15 protein-coding genes, 1 tRNA gene, 1 other RNA gene and 2 pseudogenes are annotated in these 18,624 nt (G+C 40.0%); 3 read left to right on the top strand and 16 right to left on the bottom strand.

Annotated elements, in window-relative coordinates; genetic code table 11:
- Positions 1–41: 41 nt before the first annotated feature.
- A complete protein-coding gene (polA, locus tag HT731_RS01440; protein ID WP_173277353.1) occupies positions 42–2,675 on the bottom strand; it encodes a DNA polymerase I in 2,634 nt (877 codons plus the stop codon).
- A 147-nt stretch (positions 2,676–2,822) separates the two neighbouring features.
- On the opposite strand from polA, the gene HT731_RS01435 reads away from it, so the two are divergent.
- On the top strand, positions 2,823–3,698 hold the full coding sequence (locus HT731_RS01435; RefSeq protein WP_173277351.1) for an Rpn family recombination-promoting nuclease/putative transposase: 876 nt from the start codon (positions 2,823–2,825) through the stop codon (positions 3,696–3,698).
- A 10-nt stretch (positions 3,699–3,708) separates the two neighbouring features.
- Positions 3,709–4,172: pseudogene (locus tag HT731_RS09305) on the top strand (hypothetical protein); the annotation flags it as partial.
- A gap of 274 nt (positions 4,173–4,446) precedes the next feature.
- Here HT731_RS09305 and HT731_RS01425 read toward each other — a convergent pair.
- From HT731_RS01425 to HT731_RS01360, 14 genes and pseudogenes are all read right to left on the bottom strand, one after another.
- Positions 4,447–5,772, bottom strand: coding sequence for a nucleoside triphosphate hydrolase (locus tag HT731_RS01425; protein ID WP_173277347.1), 1,326 nt, complete (start codon positions 5,770–5,772; stop codon positions 4,447–4,449).
- A gap of 142 nt (positions 5,773–5,914) precedes the next feature.
- Entirely contained in the window at positions 5,915–6,988 is a 1,074-nt protein-coding gene (locus HT731_RS09485; protein WP_173277345.1) for an N-acetylmuramoyl-L-alanine amidase family protein, read from the bottom strand.
- Between the two features lie 376 nt (positions 6,989–7,364).
- Positions 7,365–8,300, bottom strand: a complete 936-nt coding sequence (locus HT731_RS01415) for an Rpn family recombination-promoting nuclease/putative transposase (RefSeq protein WP_173277343.1) — start codon at positions 8,298–8,300, stop codon at positions 7,365–7,367.
- A 118-nt stretch (positions 8,301–8,418) separates the two neighbouring features.
- The gene (locus tag HT731_RS01410) at positions 8,419–9,387 is read right to left on the bottom strand and encodes a ribose-phosphate diphosphokinase (protein WP_033680978.1); all 969 of its coding nucleotides are present in this window, start codon (positions 9,385–9,387) and stop codon (positions 8,419–8,421) included.
- Between the two features lie 145 nt (positions 9,388–9,532).
- Complete coding sequence (locus HT731_RS01405; RefSeq protein WP_173277341.1) at positions 9,533–10,348, bottom strand: PrsW family glutamic-type intramembrane protease; 816 nt, start codon at positions 10,346–10,348, stop codon at positions 9,533–9,535.
- A 24-nt stretch (positions 10,349–10,372) separates the two neighbouring features.
- On the bottom strand, positions 10,373–10,870 hold the full coding sequence (locus HT731_RS01400; RefSeq protein WP_000119802.1) for a carbonic anhydrase: 498 nt from the start codon (positions 10,868–10,870) through the stop codon (positions 10,373–10,375).
- A gap of 72 nt (positions 10,871–10,942) precedes the next feature.
- Positions 10,943–12,307, bottom strand: a complete 1,365-nt coding sequence (radA, locus tag HT731_RS01395) for a DNA repair protein RadA (RefSeq protein ID WP_135783528.1) — start codon at positions 12,305–12,307, stop codon at positions 10,943–10,945.
- A gap of 10 nt (positions 12,308–12,317) precedes the next feature.
- Complete coding sequence (locus HT731_RS01390) at positions 12,318–12,875, bottom strand: histidine phosphatase family protein (protein ID WP_173277339.1); 558 nt, start codon at positions 12,873–12,875, stop codon at positions 12,318–12,320.
- A complete protein-coding gene (locus HT731_RS01385; RefSeq protein WP_000701987.1) occupies positions 12,835–13,278 on the bottom strand; it encodes a dUTP diphosphatase in 444 nt (147 codons plus the stop codon). The genes HT731_RS01390 and HT731_RS01385 overlap by 41 nt, the downstream gene beginning before the upstream one ends.
- 56 nt (positions 13,279–13,334) lie before the next feature.
- Positions 13,335–13,432, bottom strand: an RNA gene (ffs, locus tag HT731_RS01380) — signal recognition particle sRNA small type.
- Positions 13,433–13,464: 32 nt separating this feature from the next.
- Entirely contained in the window at positions 13,465–13,932 is a 468-nt protein-coding gene (gene tadA / locus HT731_RS01375; protein WP_033679445.1) for a tRNA adenosine(34) deaminase TadA, read from the bottom strand.
- Positions 13,933–14,132: 200 nt separating this feature from the next.
- Positions 14,133–15,419 carry an adenylosuccinate synthase gene (locus HT731_RS01370; RefSeq protein WP_004237599.1) on the bottom strand — a complete coding sequence of 429 codons (1,287 nt, stop codon included), beginning with the start codon at positions 15,417–15,419 and terminating at the stop codon, positions 14,133–14,135.
- A gap of 230 nt (positions 15,420–15,649) precedes the next feature.
- Positions 15,650–15,886 carry a sigma(X)-activator ComW gene (gene comW / locus HT731_RS01365; RefSeq protein ID WP_000939542.1) on the bottom strand — a complete coding sequence of 79 codons (237 nt, stop codon included), beginning with the start codon at positions 15,884–15,886 and terminating at the stop codon, positions 15,650–15,652.
- Between the two features lie 185 nt (positions 15,887–16,071).
- A pseudogene (locus tag HT731_RS01360) lies at positions 16,072–17,094 on the bottom strand (IS630 family transposase).
- Between the two features lie 103 nt (positions 17,095–17,197).
- Between HT731_RS01360 and HT731_RS01355 the strand changes: the two are divergent.
- Positions 17,198–18,454 carry an ISL3 family transposase gene (locus HT731_RS01355; protein ID WP_173277337.1) on the top strand — a complete coding sequence of 419 codons (1,257 nt, stop codon included), beginning with the start codon at positions 17,198–17,200 and terminating at the stop codon, positions 18,452–18,454.
- Between the two features lie 72 nt (positions 18,455–18,526).
- On the opposite strand, the gene HT731_RS01350 is transcribed toward HT731_RS01355, so the two are convergent.
- Positions 18,527–18,600, bottom strand: a tRNA-Asn gene (locus HT731_RS01350).
- Positions 18,601–18,624 lie beyond the last annotated feature (24 nt).

The following is an 18,624-nucleotide window of genomic DNA, read 5'->3' as shown; positions in this document are numbered from 1 at the left end:
TTGCATAATTCTACTACAAAAAAGGAAGACTAGCTCCCTTTTTATTTAGCCTCGTACCAGGTTGCCCCTTCATTCTCATCCGCGATGAGGGGAACACTGAGTTGAATGGCTTCTTCCATGGTTTGTTTGACCAATTTTTTCATCTCTGCCAATTCAGATTTAGGAACTTCAAGGACAATTTCATCGTGTACCTGCAGAAGCATCTTAGTCTGATAACCACCTGCAACCAAGGCTTTATCCAGCTGAATCATGGCAATCTTGAGAATATCTGCTGCCGAACCCTGGATAGGAGAGTTGATAGCTGTCCGCTCGGCAAAACCACGAATATTAAAGTTTCGCGAATTGATATCTGGCAACTCACGACGACGCTTGAAGAGAGTCTCCACATAGCCCTTATCACGCGCCTCACGCACCACTTCATCCATGTAGTTTTTAATACCTGGGAAGCGTTCAAAGTAGGTATCAATGTAGGCTTTGGCCTCCTTACGGCTAATGCCCAAATTATTAGACAAACCAAAATCTGAAATCCCGTAAACCACTCCAAAGTTAACCGCCTTGGCATTGCGACGGTCGTTTGCAGTCACATCCTCAGGACGCTCAATGCCAAAGACCCGCATGGCTGTCGAAGTATGGATATCTGCCCCCTCTTGGAAGGCCTTGATCAAGTGTTCATCTTTAGAGATATGTGCCAAAACGCGCAATTCAATCTGTGAATAGTCCGAACTAAGCAGGACACTATCCTCCCACTCAGGTACAAAAGCTTTCCGAATGAGACGCCCTTGTTCCAAACGCACAGGAATATTTTGCAAGTTTGGATCCACACTAGACAGACGACCTGTTTGGGTTAAATCCTGCACATAGCGAGTATGAATCTTTCCATCAGCTAAAATCCAGTCCTGCAAGCCAATCACATAAGTGGATTGAATCTTAGCAATTTGACGGTAATCCAGGATTTTCTTAACAATCGGTGCAATAGGAGCTAGACGCTCCAACACATCCACCGCTGTCGAATAACCTGTCTTGGTTTTCTTAGTGTATTCTAGAGGTAGCTCCAATTTTTCAAAGAGAAGCACGCCCAACTGCTTAGGCGAGTTGATATTAAACTCCTCACCAGCCAGTTCGTAAATCTCTTGAGTGAGTTTTTCAATGACAAGCTCATTTTCAGCCTGCATCTCAAGCAAGGTCTCTTTCTTGACCCTAATCCCAGCAATTTCCATCTTGGCAAGGACAAAGGCTAGAGGTTGCTCTATATCATAAAGAAGCTCTAATTGCCCATTTTCACTGAGTTTTTCAAGCAAAATAGGCTCTGTTTCGACTAAAACAGCAAGCTTACAAGCCAAGTGTTCCAAGAATTTCTCACGTTCAGGAAGGGCCTTTTTAACACCCTTACCGTAGAAAGTTTCATCATCAACCAAGTAAGTCTGACCATAAAGACTAGCAATAGTCGCAATTTCATTGTCCTCCACAGTCGAAAGAAGGTATTTAGCCAAACGGCTATCAAAAGCAGGCGACTGCAAATCCACACCAAAACGATGCAAGAGCACTTTAGCTTTTTTAAAATCATAAACTCTCAGAGGTGTTTTTTCTAAAAAGTCCTTGAAAATCGGCTCTTGCAAAAGCTCAAGCTTGTCTGTAGCATAGAGCTTATCCCCACAAGACCAGGCAAAACCAACCAAATCATCCATATGGTAATTCTCACCAAAAAGCTCAAAGTGGAAGATAGACTCCTCACTCAGCATATCTTGACTGACTTGATCAACGATAGTAAAGTCCAAGCTCTCAGCTACATCAGCTGACGATACATTTAAAGCCTGCTTGAGCTGTTTGAAGCCCATCTCATCGTAGAATTTCCCGAGATTTTCCACATCTGGACCACTATAGACCAAATCCTCCAAACCAATCTCAACCGGTGCCTTAGTATCAATAGTCGCTAGTGTTTTAGACAAAAAGGCCTGTTCCTTATCATTGATGAGATTTTCCTTCATCTTAGAAGCCTTCATTCCATCAATATTTTCATAAATCCCCTCGAGCGAACCATGCTCCAGCAAGAGCTTAATACCCGTCTTTTCACCGATTTTGGTTACTCCAGGGATATTATCCGACTTATCACCCATGAGCGCCTTGAGATCGATAAACTGCGTCGGTGTAATGCCCATCTTTTCCATAAGATATTCTGGCGTAAAGGCCTCAAACTCAGCCACACCTTTCTTGGAAATTTCAACCACCGTATGCTCATCCGTCAGCTGAATCAAATCCTTGTCCCCACTGACAATGGTAATATCAAAACCATCCTGTTCTGCTAGCTTATCCAGCGTCCCAATGATGTCGTCCGCCTCATACTGAGCCAACTCATAATGACGAATCCCCATATGATCCAGCAATTCACGAATAAAAGGAAATTGCTCACGAAACTCATCAGGAGTCTTAGCTCGACCACCCTTATAGTCCGCATACATCTCTGTACGGAAGGTCGTCTTTCCCGCATCAAAAGCCACCAAAACATGACTCGGCTCAACCCGTTCCAACAAATGGCTCAACATCAACTGGAAACCGTAAATCGCATTGGTATGCAAGCCAGCTGCATTCTTAAAACGGTCCAACTGCTGATACAGCGCAAAAAACGCCCGAAAAGCAACAGAAGACCCATCAATCAATAATAATTTTTTCTTATCCATACACCCATTATAAAGGAAAGCACCAAAAAATACCATTGGGAAGAGCCAGACCAAGTATTTTTCATACTTTTTCCGAATAAATAGATAGAAGCATCAAATCTAGTAAACCTATATTTAAAAATGTGCTATAATGAAAGGAGAGAAAGTATGGCATTACGTCATCCGGGCATCAGCCCAACCAATGATTTGGTTGCTAAGAAAATCTTTAGCAACCCAGAAATCACTTGTCAATTTATCCGCGATATGTTGGACTTACCAACCAAAAATGTAACTATTTTGGAGGGAAGCAATATTCATGTCTTGCCTTCCATGCCATACTCGGCTCAGGATTTCTATACCAGTATAGATGTCTTGGCGGAGTTGGATAATGGGACACAAGTAATCATTGAGATTCAGGTACATCATCAGAATTTTTTCATCAATCGCCTATGGGCTTATCTATGTAGTCAGGTCAATCAAAACTTAGAAAAAATTCGCCAACGTGAAGGTGATACACACCAGAGTTACAAACACATTGCACCCGTTTATGCTATAGCTATCGTGGATAGCAACTACTTCTCAGATGACTTAGCCTTTCACAGTTTTAGTATGCGAGAGGATACGACAGGTGAGATTTTAACCATAACCAATAATGGACAAGAAAACCATTTGGTTAAGATGGCGTTCTTGGAATTAAAAAAATACAGAGAAACCAGCAAGGATAGCGTTCGCAAGCCATGGTTGGAGTTTTTCGGGAACAAACCCTTTACCCAGCGCCCCGAGCGAGCCATCAGCCAAGCAGACCAACTGCTGGACTACAAGAGCTGGTCTGAGGAGGACAGGAAGATGTTTAGTGAACAACGCAGGCGTGAGGAACAGGCATTATTGGCTCAGGATTATGCCTTGGAACAAGCCGAAGAAAAAGGTATTGAACGTGGAAAACTGCTTGCTTTTTTAGATATGGTTCGCCAACATCTTTTAACCGTTGAGGTTGCAAGTGAGCAATTGGGCATGAGCGTCGCTGAGTTTGAGGCGTTGTTGTAAAACCAGCACTAACGGTCAAGAAAACCATCTAGTCAAGATGGCATTCTTAGAATTAAGAAAATACAGAGAAACCAGCAAGGATAGCGTTCGCAAGCCGTGGTTGGAGTTTTTTGGGAATAAGCCATAAGCCAGGCAGACCAACTGCTGGACTATAAGAGCTGGTCTGAGGAGGACAGAAAGATGTTTAGTCAACTACGGATGCGTGAAGAACAAGCATTATTGGCTCATGACTATGCCTTGGAACAAGCTGAGGAGAAAGGTTTAGAGCGTGGTCGTGCAGAAGGGATTGAACAAGGTTTAGAACGTGGTCGCGCAAAAGGGATTGAACAAGGCTTAGAACGTGGAAAAGTTGAAGGAAGGAAAGAAGGGAAAATTTTTGCCTTCCTAGATATGGTTCGCCAAGGTCTTCTGACTTCGGAGGTTGCGAGTCAGCAGCTAGGCATGACTGTCTATGAGTTTGAAGAGTTCTTGTAAAACAATATAATCACTAATAACATAAAAGTGAACAGGACTGAAATATTATCCTGTTCACTTCTTTCATTTACCCGAGACAATTCAAATTCATCCCAAACTCAAAAGAGAAGGCAAAAAATCCTTCTCTTTCATATCTCTTAACTAATTGGATTTTACATTTCACAAATGGAAGAGCGCCTAGAGATACTAATTATTTAACTGCAGTATTATCTTAGTAAGTATCTGCTATAAAAAACTAAGCTAAAAATCTCCTAGTGACATAAACTAATTCAAACTACACCCACTCACCATTAGCGTTTACTGTGTAACCATCGATGGTTGTATTCACAGCCAAAGCACCTGATGGATATGAGTAATACCATTTACCGCTAACTTGGAACCAACCTGTCACCATAGCACCTGAGCCTTTAAGGTAGTACCAAGTACCACCCACTTTAGCCCAGCCAGTTTCCATAGCACCTGAGCTATTTAGGTAATACCAAGTACCGCCATCTTGTAACCAGCCGGTTTGCATTTCACCTGAACCATTTAGATAATACCATTTATTACCATCTTTGATCCACCATTTTTGCATCACACCTTCAGCATTAAAGTAGTACCATTTACCGCCATCTTTAAGCCATCCAACTTGACGTTTACCTTCTTTGTTTACATAAATCCAGTGATTATCAACTTTGTTCCAACCAGCTTTTGTATTAGAATCATCTGTCAAGAAGTATGTTTTTCCATCAACAGTGATTTCACCGAACTTACGTTCACCTTCTTCAGTGACATAGTAATACTTGTCGCCAGCGCCTTTGATGAGACCTGTCTTACGCTCACCTTCTGCAGTGATGTAATACCATTTACCATCACTATCTTTTACAATACCAGATTGCGCTTTACCATCTGCAGTAAAGAAGTACCATTTTGTACCAACTTTATGAACTCCGTTTGTAACAACACCATCTTTTACAAAGTAAGTTTTATCATTATCTGTTACAACTTCTGTCTTACGGACACCATTTCCATCAAAGTAATAAGTCTTTTCACCTACTTTGATAAAACCAGTTCTCTTCACACCTTGATTATCTAGATAGTAGCGTTCAGACTCATTTTCAATGATACCACGAGCCATAACTCCTTCGCTATTGAAGTAGTATGTTTTGTTATCAATGATTGCCCAACCTTTGACTGGATTTCCTTTTGAGTAGAAATAGCGATTACCCGATACTTCACGCCAGCTATTTCCTTTATCAGTAGATTTATAACCTTGTTTATTCAAATCCGCTGACGCTGTATTAGGATCATTTTCCAATTCAGCAAGCTTTGTTCCCTTTAATACAAATACATAGTAACGTACTCCACCTTCTACATAAGTACTTTGATATTCATATTTATCTATGTACTTATGCTTGTCAATTTTTTGATCTCCTGCTTCAAAATAGACAGTTGTACGAGTACGGGCACTATCATTAGCAACAGTTATCCATTCTGTTTTACGAACAAGTTCTTCTGCATGTACAGAAGGAGCAGTAATTGCTGAGTAAGTAGTTAAAGCAGCAGCACCCGTCATTGTTACACTAGCTAGAGCTAGTGCTAAAGCTTTTTTATTTTTCATGTGAACATTCTCCATTTTTTTAAATTTAGGTATTATGCCTATTTTTATTGTATCTTATTTTTTAAAAAAATTCTAAGAAAAACTGGATTTTTATGGTAAAAATAAAAAGTAGGAGATTTCTCCTACTTTTTATTGAATTAGATTATTTAACCCATTCACCGTTTCCGTTAACAGTGTATCCACCTACAGTAGTGTTAACTGCAAGGGCACCTGAACCGTCAACATAGTACCATTTACCAGAAACTTCAAACCATTGACTAGCTTTCATAGCACCTGAGTTTTCAAGGTAGTACCATTTACCACCGTCTTGCAACCAACCAGTTTGCATAGCGCCTGATCCGTTTAGGTAGTACCAAGTGTTTCCATCTTTAACCCACCATTTTTGCATTACGCCTTCAGCGTTAAAGAAGTACCATTTACCGTCAACTTGTTTCCAACCTGTAACAGCTTTGTTAGAAGCGTAGTATTTCCATCCAGCTTCTTCTTGTACCCATTGGTCTTTCATAACGTTGTATGAGTCAGTTTTTTCAAGAACCAAATCAACGTTTGCGTTTGTGAACATATCAGCTTTTCCATCTTGGTCTAAATCAGCAGAACCACTATACACAAATGTTCCTTCTGCGACGCTACCGATTTCCGCACCGTTTGAAGTTTTATTTACTGTGTAAAGTCCACTATTTGACTCAATACCTTTTACAACATACCCTTTTGGTACATAAGCAACACGGTATTGAACCAATCCGCCATTTGCTACTGCAAGTTCAACATCACCTGCCGCATCAGACTCAGCAGAAACAACGTTTGCTTTAGCGTAGTTCAAGTAGTCAGCTTTGTTTGCCCAAATCATAACATCAACTTTAACACCTGCTACTGCATTACCTTTGATATCACGAACATGGAAACGTACATGTGAACCGTTACCAAATTTTACTGCTTTAATAACTTTTCCATCTTTATCCTTAACAACATCATATGGATTTGTAGCTGGTTCAGCTGGTTTGTATTGGTCAGCATCTGGCACTGCATGGTGGAATGAAGGGTGTTCATTTGCACTATATGCGTTACCTACAATTTTACCAGTTCTAGGATCTACTTTACCATATACTGTACCACCATTAGTAGCACCAGCAGAAGTGCTAAGATCATTAGCTGAAACAGCTTGAACAGCACCAAATGCTGCAAGAGCGACTGCGCTTGTCAATAAAACTTTTTTCATCGTTTTATCTCCTTTGTTTTTCATTATATATTTTTCGTAAGACTATCTTACTACCATACAGTATATAAATATTTGCAGGATTTGTCAAGGGTTTTCTTCTAGTTTTTAAAGTTTTTACCTATTTTTTCAAAAAAAGGTGAAAAAACATCTTTGTGAGAAAAATACCCGTCAAATATTGTATTTTTGAGTGAAAATCTCACAAACTGATCATCCTTGAGTAAAATCATTCATATCTAATCCACATAGACAGTTGGATAGAACTCACTTCCTTGGTATTATCTTATAAACCCTCATAAAAGTCAAGTAAAAACGGCAAGTATTCAACTAAAACTTGCCATTTCATAAACTTTCTACTATATAAAGATAAAGATTGAACTCATAATAAAGCTTCAAACTCAGCAACCGTCATACCCAATTGTTGACTCGCAACCTCAGGTGTCAGAATACCTTGACGGACTAGATTTGCTAACATAGCGAAACTTCCTTCAGCTTTCCCACGCTCTAAACCTTGTTCAATACCTTCTGCACGACCACGTTCTAAGCCTTTTTCAATACCTTCGGCCCTAGCAGTTTCCAAGGCATAGTCCTGTGCTAACAAGGCTTGTTCTTCGCGCATACGTAGTTGACTAAACATTTTCCTGTCCTCCTCAGACCAGCTCTTATAGTCCAGCAGTTGGTCTGCCTGACTGATGGCTCGCTCAGGTTGCTGGGTAAAGGGTTTATTCCCGAAAAACTCCAACCATGGTTTGCGAATGCTATCTTTGCTGGTTTCTCTGTATTTTTTTAATTCCAAGAATGCCATCTTAACCAGATGGTTTTCTTGACCGTTATTGGTGATGGTTAAGACCTCACCTGTCGTGTCTTCTCGCATACTAAAGCTATGAAAAGCCAAATCATCTGAGAAGTAGTTGCTGTCCACAATTGCGATTGCGTATACTGGTGCGATGTGTTTGTAACTTTGATGAGTATTGCCTTCTTGCTGGCGAATTTTTTCTAGATTTTGATTGACCTGACTGCACAGGTAAGCCCACAGGCGATTGATGAAAAAATTCTGATGATGAACCTGAATCTCAATAATTACTTGAGTGCCATTGTCCAACTCCGCCAAGACATCAATACTTGTATAGAAATCTTGCGCTGAATAGGGCATGGAAGGTAAGACATGAATATTACTTCCCTCCAAAATGGTCACATTTTTGGCTGGCAAGTCCAGCATATCGCGAATAAATTGACAAGTGATTTCTGGATTGCTGAAAATTTTCTTAGCAACCAAATCATTGGTTGGGCTGATGCCCGGATGTCTTAGAATCATCCTTTTCCTCCTTTTATTATACCACAGTTTTAAATCTAGGTTTCCTAGATTCACTGTTACTATCTATTTATTCGGAAAAGAGACGAAAAAAACCTGAGAATTATCTCAGGCTTGATTATTAAATCTTTTTCTCAATACCAAAAAGTGGAGAAAGTGGGCGTTTTTCATGGATACGGACGATAGCATCCCCCAAGAGATGAGCGATTGAAATCTGCTCAATCTTATCAATCAAACGCTCTTCTGGCAGATAGATGGTATCCAAAACAACCAATTTCTTAATAGCTGATTTTTGGATATTGTCCATAGCAGGACCAGAAAGAACTGGGTGAGTACAGCTTGCATAGACTTCAACAGCACCAGCTTCCGCAAGGGCATCTGCCGCATGACAAATCGTTCCAGCAGTATCAATCATATCATCAATCAAGATACAAGTCTTGCCTTCGACCTTACCGATGATGTTCATGACTTCACTGGTATTCATCTTATCAACGCTACGACGTTTGTCAATGATAGCGATAGATGTTTTCAAAAATTCTGCCAACTTACGGGCACGAGTCACCCCTCCATGGTCTGGACTGACAACCACATAGTCAGAACCAACCATGCCACGACGCTCAAAATAATCCGCAATCAGAGGAGCTCCCATCAAATGATCCACAGGAATATCAAAGAATCCTTGAATCTGCGCAGCATGCAAGTCGATGGTCAACAAACGATCCACTCCAGCTACTTCAAGCATATTTGCGACAAGTTTTGAAGTGATTGGCTCACGCGCTCTCGCCTTTCTATCCTGACGTGCATACCCATAGTAAGGCATGACAACATTGACAGATTCTGCACTCGCACGCTTCAAAGCATCTACCATAATCAAAATTTCAAGCAGATTGTCATTTACAGGCGAGCTAGTTGATTGTAGGATAAAGACGTGTTTCCCACGGATTGATTCTTCGATGTTGACCTGAATCTCTCCATCTGAAAATTGGCGAACACTTGATTTCCCCAACTCTATCCCAATCTCCTGCGCCACACGTTCTGCCAATTCTTTATTAGAAGAAAGGGCAAACAGCTTTAAATCAGAAAAAGACATGATTTCCTCCGGTATATATGTATCGCTTGTGCTTTTCACAAGATTTTTCCATCTACCATTGTAGCGCTTTTTACACTATTTTTCAATCAAAAATAAAAGAAGGGCACCATATTTGTACCCTTGCATCATTCTTTTGAAAAATATTCTAGTTCATTATCTCATCGTTCTTCTCAACAAAGCGATAAGCCTGATAAAAACCATAGAGAGCAATAGCCGTAACCAATGGAATTGCTAAAGGCAACTCTGTCTCTAATTCTACAAAAGGAGAGTTAAATAAGAAGTGAGTTCCCAAGGCTAAAGCCAGGAAAATAAGCCCCTGTTTTTTGCCAACCTTCTGTCCTTTATAAGCTCTGTAAAGTAAGTAAACACCTACTACAGCCAGACCTGAAAAAGTCCAGTGAGAGGCAATTCCTGAGATGATACGCTCTAAAATTCTCGAAATAGTAAAGTCAAATCCCTCTGGCAAATCTGTACGGATATAACCAATATCCTCAATCATTTGGAATCCCAAACCAGAAGCAATGCCTAGTAAAAACAAAGATTTTAATTTTCGTATAGGAATCAAAGCTAAAACAAAAACAAGTGGCAACAATTTCAAGGGTTCTTCTACCAAAGGAGCCACAATAGCACTTTCAAAGGCATTTAAAAATGTACTATCTGGGAAAAGAACGCCCAGCAAATCATGGATATAGGTATTAGCAAAGCTAGACAACCAGCCTGAAAGGAACATCCCACCCAATAAAGACAAAATCAAGGCTTTCTTTGGCAATTCCCATTTTTTCCCAATACAGAAAAGGAAATAAAGAGCCGGAATCATGTAAAAGAGAGCTAGAAAGATAGAAACTCCCATTAGTCCATATTCCGCAGCTGACATCGAACCATCCGTATAGTAGATGGTTTCATACTGTAAACCAATACATAGCAATAAGATAAAAATAAATAAAATACTGTTTTTCTTCATACACTTTCTTTCTAAATGAAGTATTTATAATTCTACGACTGTCATACTTCCTGTATCCACATCATAAATAGCACCAGAGATAATGACATCATCTGGTATTAAGGGAGATTCGATAAGGGCTTGCATATCCTCTCGCACACTCTCCTCTATATCTTGGAAGGGCAAGAAGTCCTGGTCTGACACGTCGACACCCAGTTCCTCTTTCAAATACTCCTGAAAAGGACCATTTTCAAAGGTCTGAGCACCACAGTCTGTATGGTGCAGCACCACAATCTCTCTTGTCCCCATCTGTTGCTGGGAAATAACTAGCGAACGAATCATGTCCTCAGTCACTCGACCACCTGCATTCCGCAAGATATGAGCATCCCCAAGTGCCAAACCTAGAGCTTGCGCAACGTGCAAACGTGAGTCCATACAGGTCACAATGGCAACTCTTGTTTTGGGTTTAAGTGGCAGATTTAACTGCCCATGTAGGGCAACATAAGCCTGATTGGCTTGCATAAACTGTTCAAAATACGACATGATTCCCTCCTCGAAAATTTGATAGTCAAATATTTCTCCTATCTTATCATTTTTAAGAGGATTTGTCACAGATTAAGCAAAAACCTTTTTCAAAACTTCCTGAATCGTTGTCACACCAATGACCTGAATTTCCTTGGGTGGAGTGATTCCTGTCAAGGAATTCTTAGGTACATAAATCTTAGTAAAGCCCAGTTTAGCAGCTTCATTGATGCGTTGCTCGATACGATTGACACGGCGAATCTCTCCCGTCAAGCCCAATTCTCCTACAAAACATTCCTGAGGATTGGTTGGCTTGTCCTTGTAACTCGAAGCAATAGCAACTGCAACGGCCAAGTCTATCGCAGGTTCATCCAATTTTACACCACCAGCAGATTTGAGATAAGCATCCTGATTTTGGAGAAGCAATCCTGCCCGTTTCTCCAAAACAGCCATAATCAAGCTAGCACGATTAAAATCAAGTCCTGTCGTCGTACGCTTGGCATTTCCAAACATGGTCGGTGTCACCAAAGCCTGAACCTCTGCTAAAATTGGACGCGTCCCTTCCATGGTCACAACGATTGATGAACCAGTCGCTCCATCCAAACGCTCTTCTAGGAAAACTTGGCTCGGATTGAGTACCTCAACCAGACCACCCGACTGCATCTCAAAAATCCCAATTTCATTAGTAGAGCCAAAACGGTTTTTGACCGCTCTTAAAATACGGAAGGTATGGTGGCGTTCCCCTTCAAAGTAAAGTACCGTATCTACCATATGCTCCAACATACGAGGACCGGCCAAGGTTCCTTCCTTGGTCACATGCCCTACGATAAAGATGGCAATGTTATTGGTTTTGGCCAGCTGCATAAGTTCAGCTGTCACCTCACGCACCTGAGAAACAGACCCCTGCACCCCTGAAATCTCAGGAGACATAATAGTCTGAATGGAGTCGATGATGAGAAAATCTGGTTGGATGCGCTCCACCTCAGCTCGAACGCTCTGCATATTGGTCTCTGCATAGAGATAAAACTCGCTATCAATATCACCCAAACGCTCTGCACGTAGTTTAATCTGCTGGGCAGACTCCTCCCCGCTGACGTAGAGAACCGTACCCACTTGGGACAACTGGGTTGAGACTTGTAGGAGAAGGGTTGATTTTCCAATCCCAGGATCCCCACCGATGAGGACGAGACTTCCTGGTACCACTCCTCCCCCAAGTACACGGTTGAATTCCTCCATCTCCGTCTTGGTTCGATTGACATTGATGGAAGTCACCTCAGCCAGTTTCATGGGCTTGGTTTTCTCACCTGTCAAGGACACACGCGCATTCTTGACCTCAGCAACCTCAACCTCTTCTACAAAAGAAGACCAAGATCCACAGTTGGGGCAACGTCCCAGATATTTAGGGGAATTATACCCACAATTTTGACATACAAATGTCGCTTTTTTCTTTGCGATGATAAACCTCTTTCTATATCTCTAACTCACACTCAATCACTTGGCAAAAATCAATCTTCTCATTTGGTACAAACTGGCGCATGAGCATGCGATGAGCAACAACTACCACAGTCTGGTGTTCTCGATACTTAGACATACATTCTAGAAACCGAGACTTCATCTCCGCAGCTGTCTCATATCGAATAGGACTATTAGGAAGTAACTTCCCCTTATTTTCTAGAAACATAGTACGAGCTTTTTCAAATTTATCTGTGCCACTTTCATAAACCTGCCATTCATGTAATAAAGGCTCCACTCTCAAAGGAAGTCCCGTAGCACAAGCCACATAAGAAGCCGTTTCTAAAGCTCTTGTGACTGCAGAAGATACGATTATTTCTGCTGAAGAGAGGAAAGGATTTTTGCTCAGTTCCTGGGCTTGCTGTCGTCCCTTCTCAGACAAAGATGCCAAATCTATCCCAAATCCCGTATAAGAACGCTCCTCTAACTCACGGTAATCTGGCTCCCCGTGACGTACAAAGATAATCTTCATCTTAGTGCCCTGTCGATCCAAATCCACCAGTTCGAACGCCATCAGCCGCATCTCCATCTGCAATTAAGAAAGGAGCAAAGACAGCCTGGACCACACGTTCCCCAACTTCAAGAACAACCTCTTGGTCTGTAATATTCTTCATCTGAGCAAAAATATGCCCTTCATTCCCAGGATTTCCATAATAATCCCCATCAATGACCCCAACTGAATTAATCAAGACCAAGCCCTTCTTACGAGGGTTTGAAGAGCGATCATAGAGATAGAGAACCTCAGTTGGTTGCATATAAGCCTTAACCCCTGTCGGAACCAATACAATCTCTCCTGGCGCAATAACTGTACGCACAGCAACCTTTAAGTCGTAACCAGCCGCATGCGCTGTCTCACGCTTGGGCAATAAATTTTCATCTGTAAAACTAGAAACCAATTCAAAACCACGAATTTTCATCATCTTCTCTTTTCTATTATCATTTATTCTAGATTATTCTATCTTATTTATTCGGAAAAAGCACGAAAAAAAGAGCACACAATTCAAATCGCTTAGGGCTGCTGGATTCCTCCCCTGACCCGCTTCACGCAGAACTGTTGCTCCACTATTTATTATATCACATTCCTATTCATTTTAAAAGCAAAATTATTTTTTCCGTCTATTTCTAAAAAAGTCCTGCATAATAGCTGCGCATTCATCTTCCAAAATTCCCGTTTCAACCTCCACACGATGATTGAGACGCTCATCTGTCAAGATATCGTACAAACTCCCAGCAGCACCAAATTTCTGGTTTTTAGCCCCATAGACCACGTTTGGAATACGGGCAAGTCCAATCGCTCCACTACACATGACACAAGGCTCAATGGTCACAAAAAGAGTACAATCCAGCAAGCGCCAGCTCTCCTCACTCAGGTTCGCATTCTCTATGGCCATAATCTCCGCATGCATAACCGCTCGTTGCAATTCCTCACGTGCATTATGCCCGCGACCAATGATTTCGCCATCTTTCACAATCACACAACCAATTGGAATTTCATCGTGTTCAAGAGCAATCTCAGCCTCTCTCAAGGCCTCTCTCATGAAGACTTCTTTTTCTTCAAGTGTATAATACATCTCTTTTCTCTTTTCCTACTTATCGATTTTATTATTATATCATGAATCCCAAAACAAAAAAAGCCACCGAATGCGGTGACTTTATAGGGAGATTATTATGAAAAAGAAAAGTTTAGGATATTTGTTACAACAAGTTAGGAGGTCTTCTTGTAACTGTCTATAGTATACCCGACCTATCTTAAACAAATCTTAAAAATCTCTTAGGACCAAACACTTTCTAAAATATTTGTTTGTTCACGACCAGGACCTACTGAGAAAGTAGAAATACGAACGCCAACCAATTCACTCACACGACGAACATAGTTACGCGCATTCTCAGGAAGATCTTCCAAATTACGAACTCCGGTAATATCTTCTGACCAACCTGGCAACTCTTCATAGATAGGCTTGCAACGTTTCAATTGCTCAAGACTAGCCGGATAGTAGTCAATACGTTGACCATCAAGATCATAGGCCACACAGATCTTCACTGTATCTAAACCACTCAAAACATCGATAGAGTTCAATGAAAGGTTAGTAATACCAGAAACACGACGGCTATGACGCATCACAACTGAGTCAAACCAACCCACACGACGTGGACGACCAGTTGTTGTACCATATTCATGACCTACTTCACGGATACGTTCTCCCACTTCATCAAACAACTCAGTTGGGAAAGGACCGTCTCCTACACGACTGGTATAGGCTTTACATACACCTACAACCTTATCAATCTTACTTGGACCAACACCAGAACCAATTGTCACACCACCAGCCACAGGGTTTGATGACGTAACAAATGGATACGTACCTTGGTCGATATCTAGCATAACACCTTGTGCACCTTCAAAAAGCACACGTTTACCATTATCAAGCGCATCATTCAAGATAACAGATGTGTCTGTCACATATTTCTTGATTTGTTGACCATATTCGTAATATTCTTCAAAAATATCATCAAAATCAATCGCTTTGCTGTCATACAATTTTTCAAAAAGACGATTCTTTTCAGCAAGGTTACGTTCTAAACGCTCACGGAAAATATCTTTATCCAAAAGATCTGCAATACGAATCCCAACACGAGCAGCCTTGTCCATATAAGCTGGACCAATTCCCTTAATTGTAGTACCAATTTTATTGTCGCCCTTAGCTTCTTCTTGCAAGCGATCCAACTCGATATGATAAGGCAAAATAACATGCGCACGATCAGAAATACGCAAATTATCAGTTGTTACACCTTCCTCATGAAGATAACTCAACTCTTTCACAAGAGATTTAGGATTTACAACCATACCATTTCCAATAACAGAGATTTTTTCAGGGAAGAAAATCCCAGATGGAATCAAGTGCAACTTAAATTTTTTACCATCAATCACAATCGTGTGACCTGCATTATCACCACCTTGGTAACGTGCAATCACTTCTGCATTCGCTGAAAGGAAGTCTGTAATCTTCCCTTTACCTTCATCACCCCATTGGGTACCTACAACAACAACTGAAGTCATAATCTTGTATGAGCCCTCAGGCTCTTCCTTTCTCACATACATGGCAGGACTCTCACCTGCAATTATATCTTACAATTTATTATAAGAAAAAATCGCCTTTTTATCAAGAAGAAACAATAGAAAGATTTGCTATTTCCAACTATTAAAAAAAGATTTTAAAAAATTACTAGCTATTTACTGTTATCTTTCCATAAAAGAGTAAATTAGTTCGGAAATTTACTCAAAACATCTCAACACGAAATAAATCCCCGATTCATTATCATCTTTTCAAGATACAAACGATAAGCAACACGATAATGGTAAACGATAAAATCCCTACGACACCCAATACCATATCTCACTAAATAATAAATTAAAAATTTAAAATGAAAATGTTCCCAATCAAAATTATCACCAAATACAGTACCATACTCTTCTTCAATATTTCTATAAAAATCCGCCATCTGCTCATAAATTTTTTGTAACATAAATATATACTCCTTTTCTTTTTTATGAACTTATTCTAACAAAAAATTTTACACATTCACTATCAATTCCTGAATTGTCAAAATACAAATCTCAACAAGATAACAAATAAGAAAAGTTGACAGGATAGGAAGAAATTTACTACCTAAATTAGACTATTATAAAGACCTTATTAACTGCTTTACACTCAAATATTTTTAAAAAGCAACCTTGTCCATTGTCTGCTGACAGTGGACTTTAAAACACTTTTTTCCAGTCCTTGAATAACTTCTTGAAGCTTATCAATAACTTTGGAAAGACTTATTTTTAAAACCTCGTTTTCGAATTTCTTTCCAGACTTGTTCAATAGGGTTCATTTCTGGTATATAAGGCGGGATAAAAGCCAACTCAATATTACTTGGAATCTCTAAGGTACTTGATTTATGCCATATAGCATTATCCATTACAAGTAAAATATAGTCATTTGGATAAGCTTGTGAGACTTGCCGTAGAAATTCATTGGTCCACTCAGTATTGCATCCTCCAGCAATAAGTAAGAAGGAATCTCCTGTCTGAGCATCTACTGCCCCATAACAATAGCGATATTCTCACATATAATGACTAGTATTGCTAGGTCGGATTCCTTTAGAAGCCCCAAAAGAACTCATCTTACTGATTCTTCCGAAACCAGCTTCATCTTGGTACATCAAGCGTACTTTCTTATAAGTCCCCTCCTCTTTAAATCACTTACTTAAGGTCTCGAATGTAGATTTTATTTTTAGACGTCTCAATTGTTTGAGCGTCTGCCTTCTTGAGATGTTCAGGTCAAGGAGTGACCGCTCGCCAACCATGGCGTTTCAGGAGATAATAGAAACCATCACGTGTGGAAGTGCGATCAATCTCTTTTTGATAGGCTTCAAATAACTAATTGACAGTTATAAATTCCTCAGCCTGAGCAGCTTCTATATGACGTTTTAGAAATACTTGTTCTTCTTCGTAAGTCGTAAGTCATATATTCTCGATGACGTCCACCACGGGTCTCTTGAAGAAGAGCTTCTAAACCAAACTCCTTATATTTTTTCAAATTCTTCCAAACAGTTGTTTTATCGCAATCTAGCAGATCCATGATTTCCTTATAACTCTTATCTTTTGAGCGAAAATAAATAATCTGTAGACGTTTGTGATATTTGGCGTATGATGAATCTCTTAGGAGTTGTTCAATTTTTTGGATCTATAATATTTGTAGTGGGTAAATCCCCTATAGATATTGTAGAAAAAAAGCTCCATATAACCTATAATGAAAAGCGACAAAACAACTCATTAGAAAAAATCATATGGAACAACTACATTTTATCACAAAATTACTCGATATCAAAGACTCAAACATCAAAATTCTAGACATCATCAATAGGGATACAAACAAGGAAATCATCGCTAAACTGGATTATAATGCCCCATCTTGTCCTGATTGTGGAAGCCAAATGAAGAAATATGACTTTCAAAAACCGTCTAAGATTCCTTACCTCGAAACGACTGGTATGCCTACTAGAATCCTCCTGAAAAAGCGTCGATTCAAGTGCTATCACTGTTCAAAAATGATGGTCGCTGAAACTTCTATCGTCAAGAAAAATCACCAAATTCCTCGTATCATCAATCAAAAGATTGCTCAAAAGTTGATTGAAAAGACTTCTATAACCGACATTGCTCATCAGCTGGCCATTTCAACTTCAACTGTCATTCGAAAGCTCAATGACTTCCGGTTTAAGCATGATTTTTCTCGTCTTCCACAGATTATGTCCTGGGACGAATATGCCTTCACTAAGGGAAAGATGAGTTTCATTGCGCAAGATTTTGACAATCTCAATATCATCACTGTTCTTGAAGGTAGAACACAAGCTATAATAAGAAATCATTTTCTGCGCTACAATCGCGCTGTTCGTTGTCAGGTGAAAATCATTACTATGGATATGTTTAGCCCTTACTATGACTTGGCTAAACATCTTTTTCCGTATGCCAAAATTGTACTTGATCGCTTTCACATCGTTCAACACTTAAGCCGTGCTATGAGTCGTGTGCGTGTCCAAATCATGAATCAGTTTGAGCGAAAATCCCATGAATACAAGGCTATCAAGCTCTACTGGAAGCTCATTCAACAGGATAGTCATAAACTTAGTGATAAGCGTTTTTATCGCCCTACTTTTCGTATGCACTTAACCAATAAAGAAATCCTAGACAAGCTTTTGAGCTATTCCGAAGACTTGAAGCACCACTATAATCTCTATCAACTCTTACTTTTCCACTTTCAGAATAAGGAACCGGAGAAATTTTTCGGACTCATTGAAGACAATCTAAAGAAAGTTCATCCTATTTTTCAGACTGTCTTTAAAACTTTTCTCAAGGAAAAAGACAAAATCGTCAACGCCCTTCAGTTACCATATTCTAACGCCAAATTGGAAGCGACCAATAATCTCATCAAACTTATCAAACGAAATGCCTTTGGTTTTCGGAACTTTGACAACTTCAAGAAGCGAATTCTCATCGCTCTGAATATCAAAAAAGAAAGGACGAAATGTGTCCTTTCTCGAGCTTAGTTTTTCTTCAACCCACTACAGTTGACAAAGAGCTAAAATAAAAAGGAGGTATATACCTCCTTTTCTTAACAACTCCGCCAGTAGGACTCGAACCTACGACATCATGATTAACAGTCATGCGCTACTACCAACTGAGCTATGGCGGATAAAAGCTAAGCGACTTCCATATC

Source organism: Streptococcus sp. k-163 (assembly GCF_013277555.1).
GTDB lineage: Bacteria > Bacillota > Bacilli > Lactobacillales > Streptococcaceae > Streptococcus.
The sequence above is the reverse complement of the archived record's forward strand: the minus strand, read 5'-3'. Positions and strand labels throughout refer to the sequence as shown.

Excerpts from the sequence above, each read along its gene's own strand:
- HT731_RS01405 (WP_173277341.1), bottom strand. The coding sequence starts at position 10,348 with ATGAAGAAAAACAGTATTTTATTTATTTTTATCTTATTGCTATGTATT.
- HT731_RS01410 (WP_033680978.1), bottom strand. The coding sequence starts at position 9,387 with ATGTCTTTTTCTGATTTAAAGCTGTTTGCCCTTTCTTCTAATAAAGAA.
- HT731_RS01370 (WP_004237599.1), bottom strand. The coding sequence starts at position 15,419 with ATGACTTCAGTTGTTGTTGTAGGTACCCAATGGGGTGATGAAGGTAAA.
- HT731_RS01425 (WP_173277347.1), bottom strand. The coding sequence starts at position 5,772 with ATGAAAAATAAAAAAGCTTTAGCACTAGCTCTAGCTAGTGTAACAATG.
- HT731_RS09485 (WP_173277345.1), bottom strand. The coding sequence starts at position 6,988 with ATGAAAAAAGTTTTATTGACAAGCGCAGTCGCTCTTGCAGCATTTGGT.
- HT731_RS01415 (WP_173277343.1), bottom strand. The coding sequence starts at position 8,300 with ATGATTCTAAGACATCCGGGCATCAGCCCAACCAATGATTTGGTTGCT.
- tadA (WP_033679445.1), bottom strand. The coding sequence starts at position 13,932 with ATGTATTATACACTTGAAGAAAAAGAAGTCTTCATGAGAGAGGCCTTG.
- HT731_RS01385 (WP_000701987.1), bottom strand. The coding sequence starts at position 13,278 with ATGAAAATTCGTGGTTTTGAATTGGTTTCTAGTTTTACAGATGAAAAT.
- polA (WP_173277353.1), bottom strand. The coding sequence starts at position 2,675 with ATGGATAAGAAAAAATTATTATTGATTGATGGGTCTTCTGTTGCTTTT.
- comW (WP_000939542.1), bottom strand. The coding sequence starts at position 15,886 with ATGTTACAAAAAATTTATGAGCAGATGGCGGATTTTTATAGAAATATT.
- HT731_RS01435 (WP_173277351.1), top strand. The coding sequence starts at position 2,823 with ATGGCATTACGTCATCCGGGCATCAGCCCAACCAATGATTTGGTTGCT.
- HT731_RS01355 (WP_173277337.1), top strand. The coding sequence starts at position 17,198 with ATGGAACAACTACATTTTATCACAAAATTACTCGATATCAAAGACTCA.
- HT731_RS01400 (WP_000119802.1), bottom strand. The coding sequence starts at position 10,870 with ATGTCGTATTTTGAACAGTTTATGCAAGCCAATCAGGCTTATGTTGCC.
- HT731_RS01390 (WP_173277339.1), bottom strand. The coding sequence starts at position 12,875 with ATGGCGTTCGAACTGGTGGATTTGGATCGACAGGGCACTAAGATGAAG.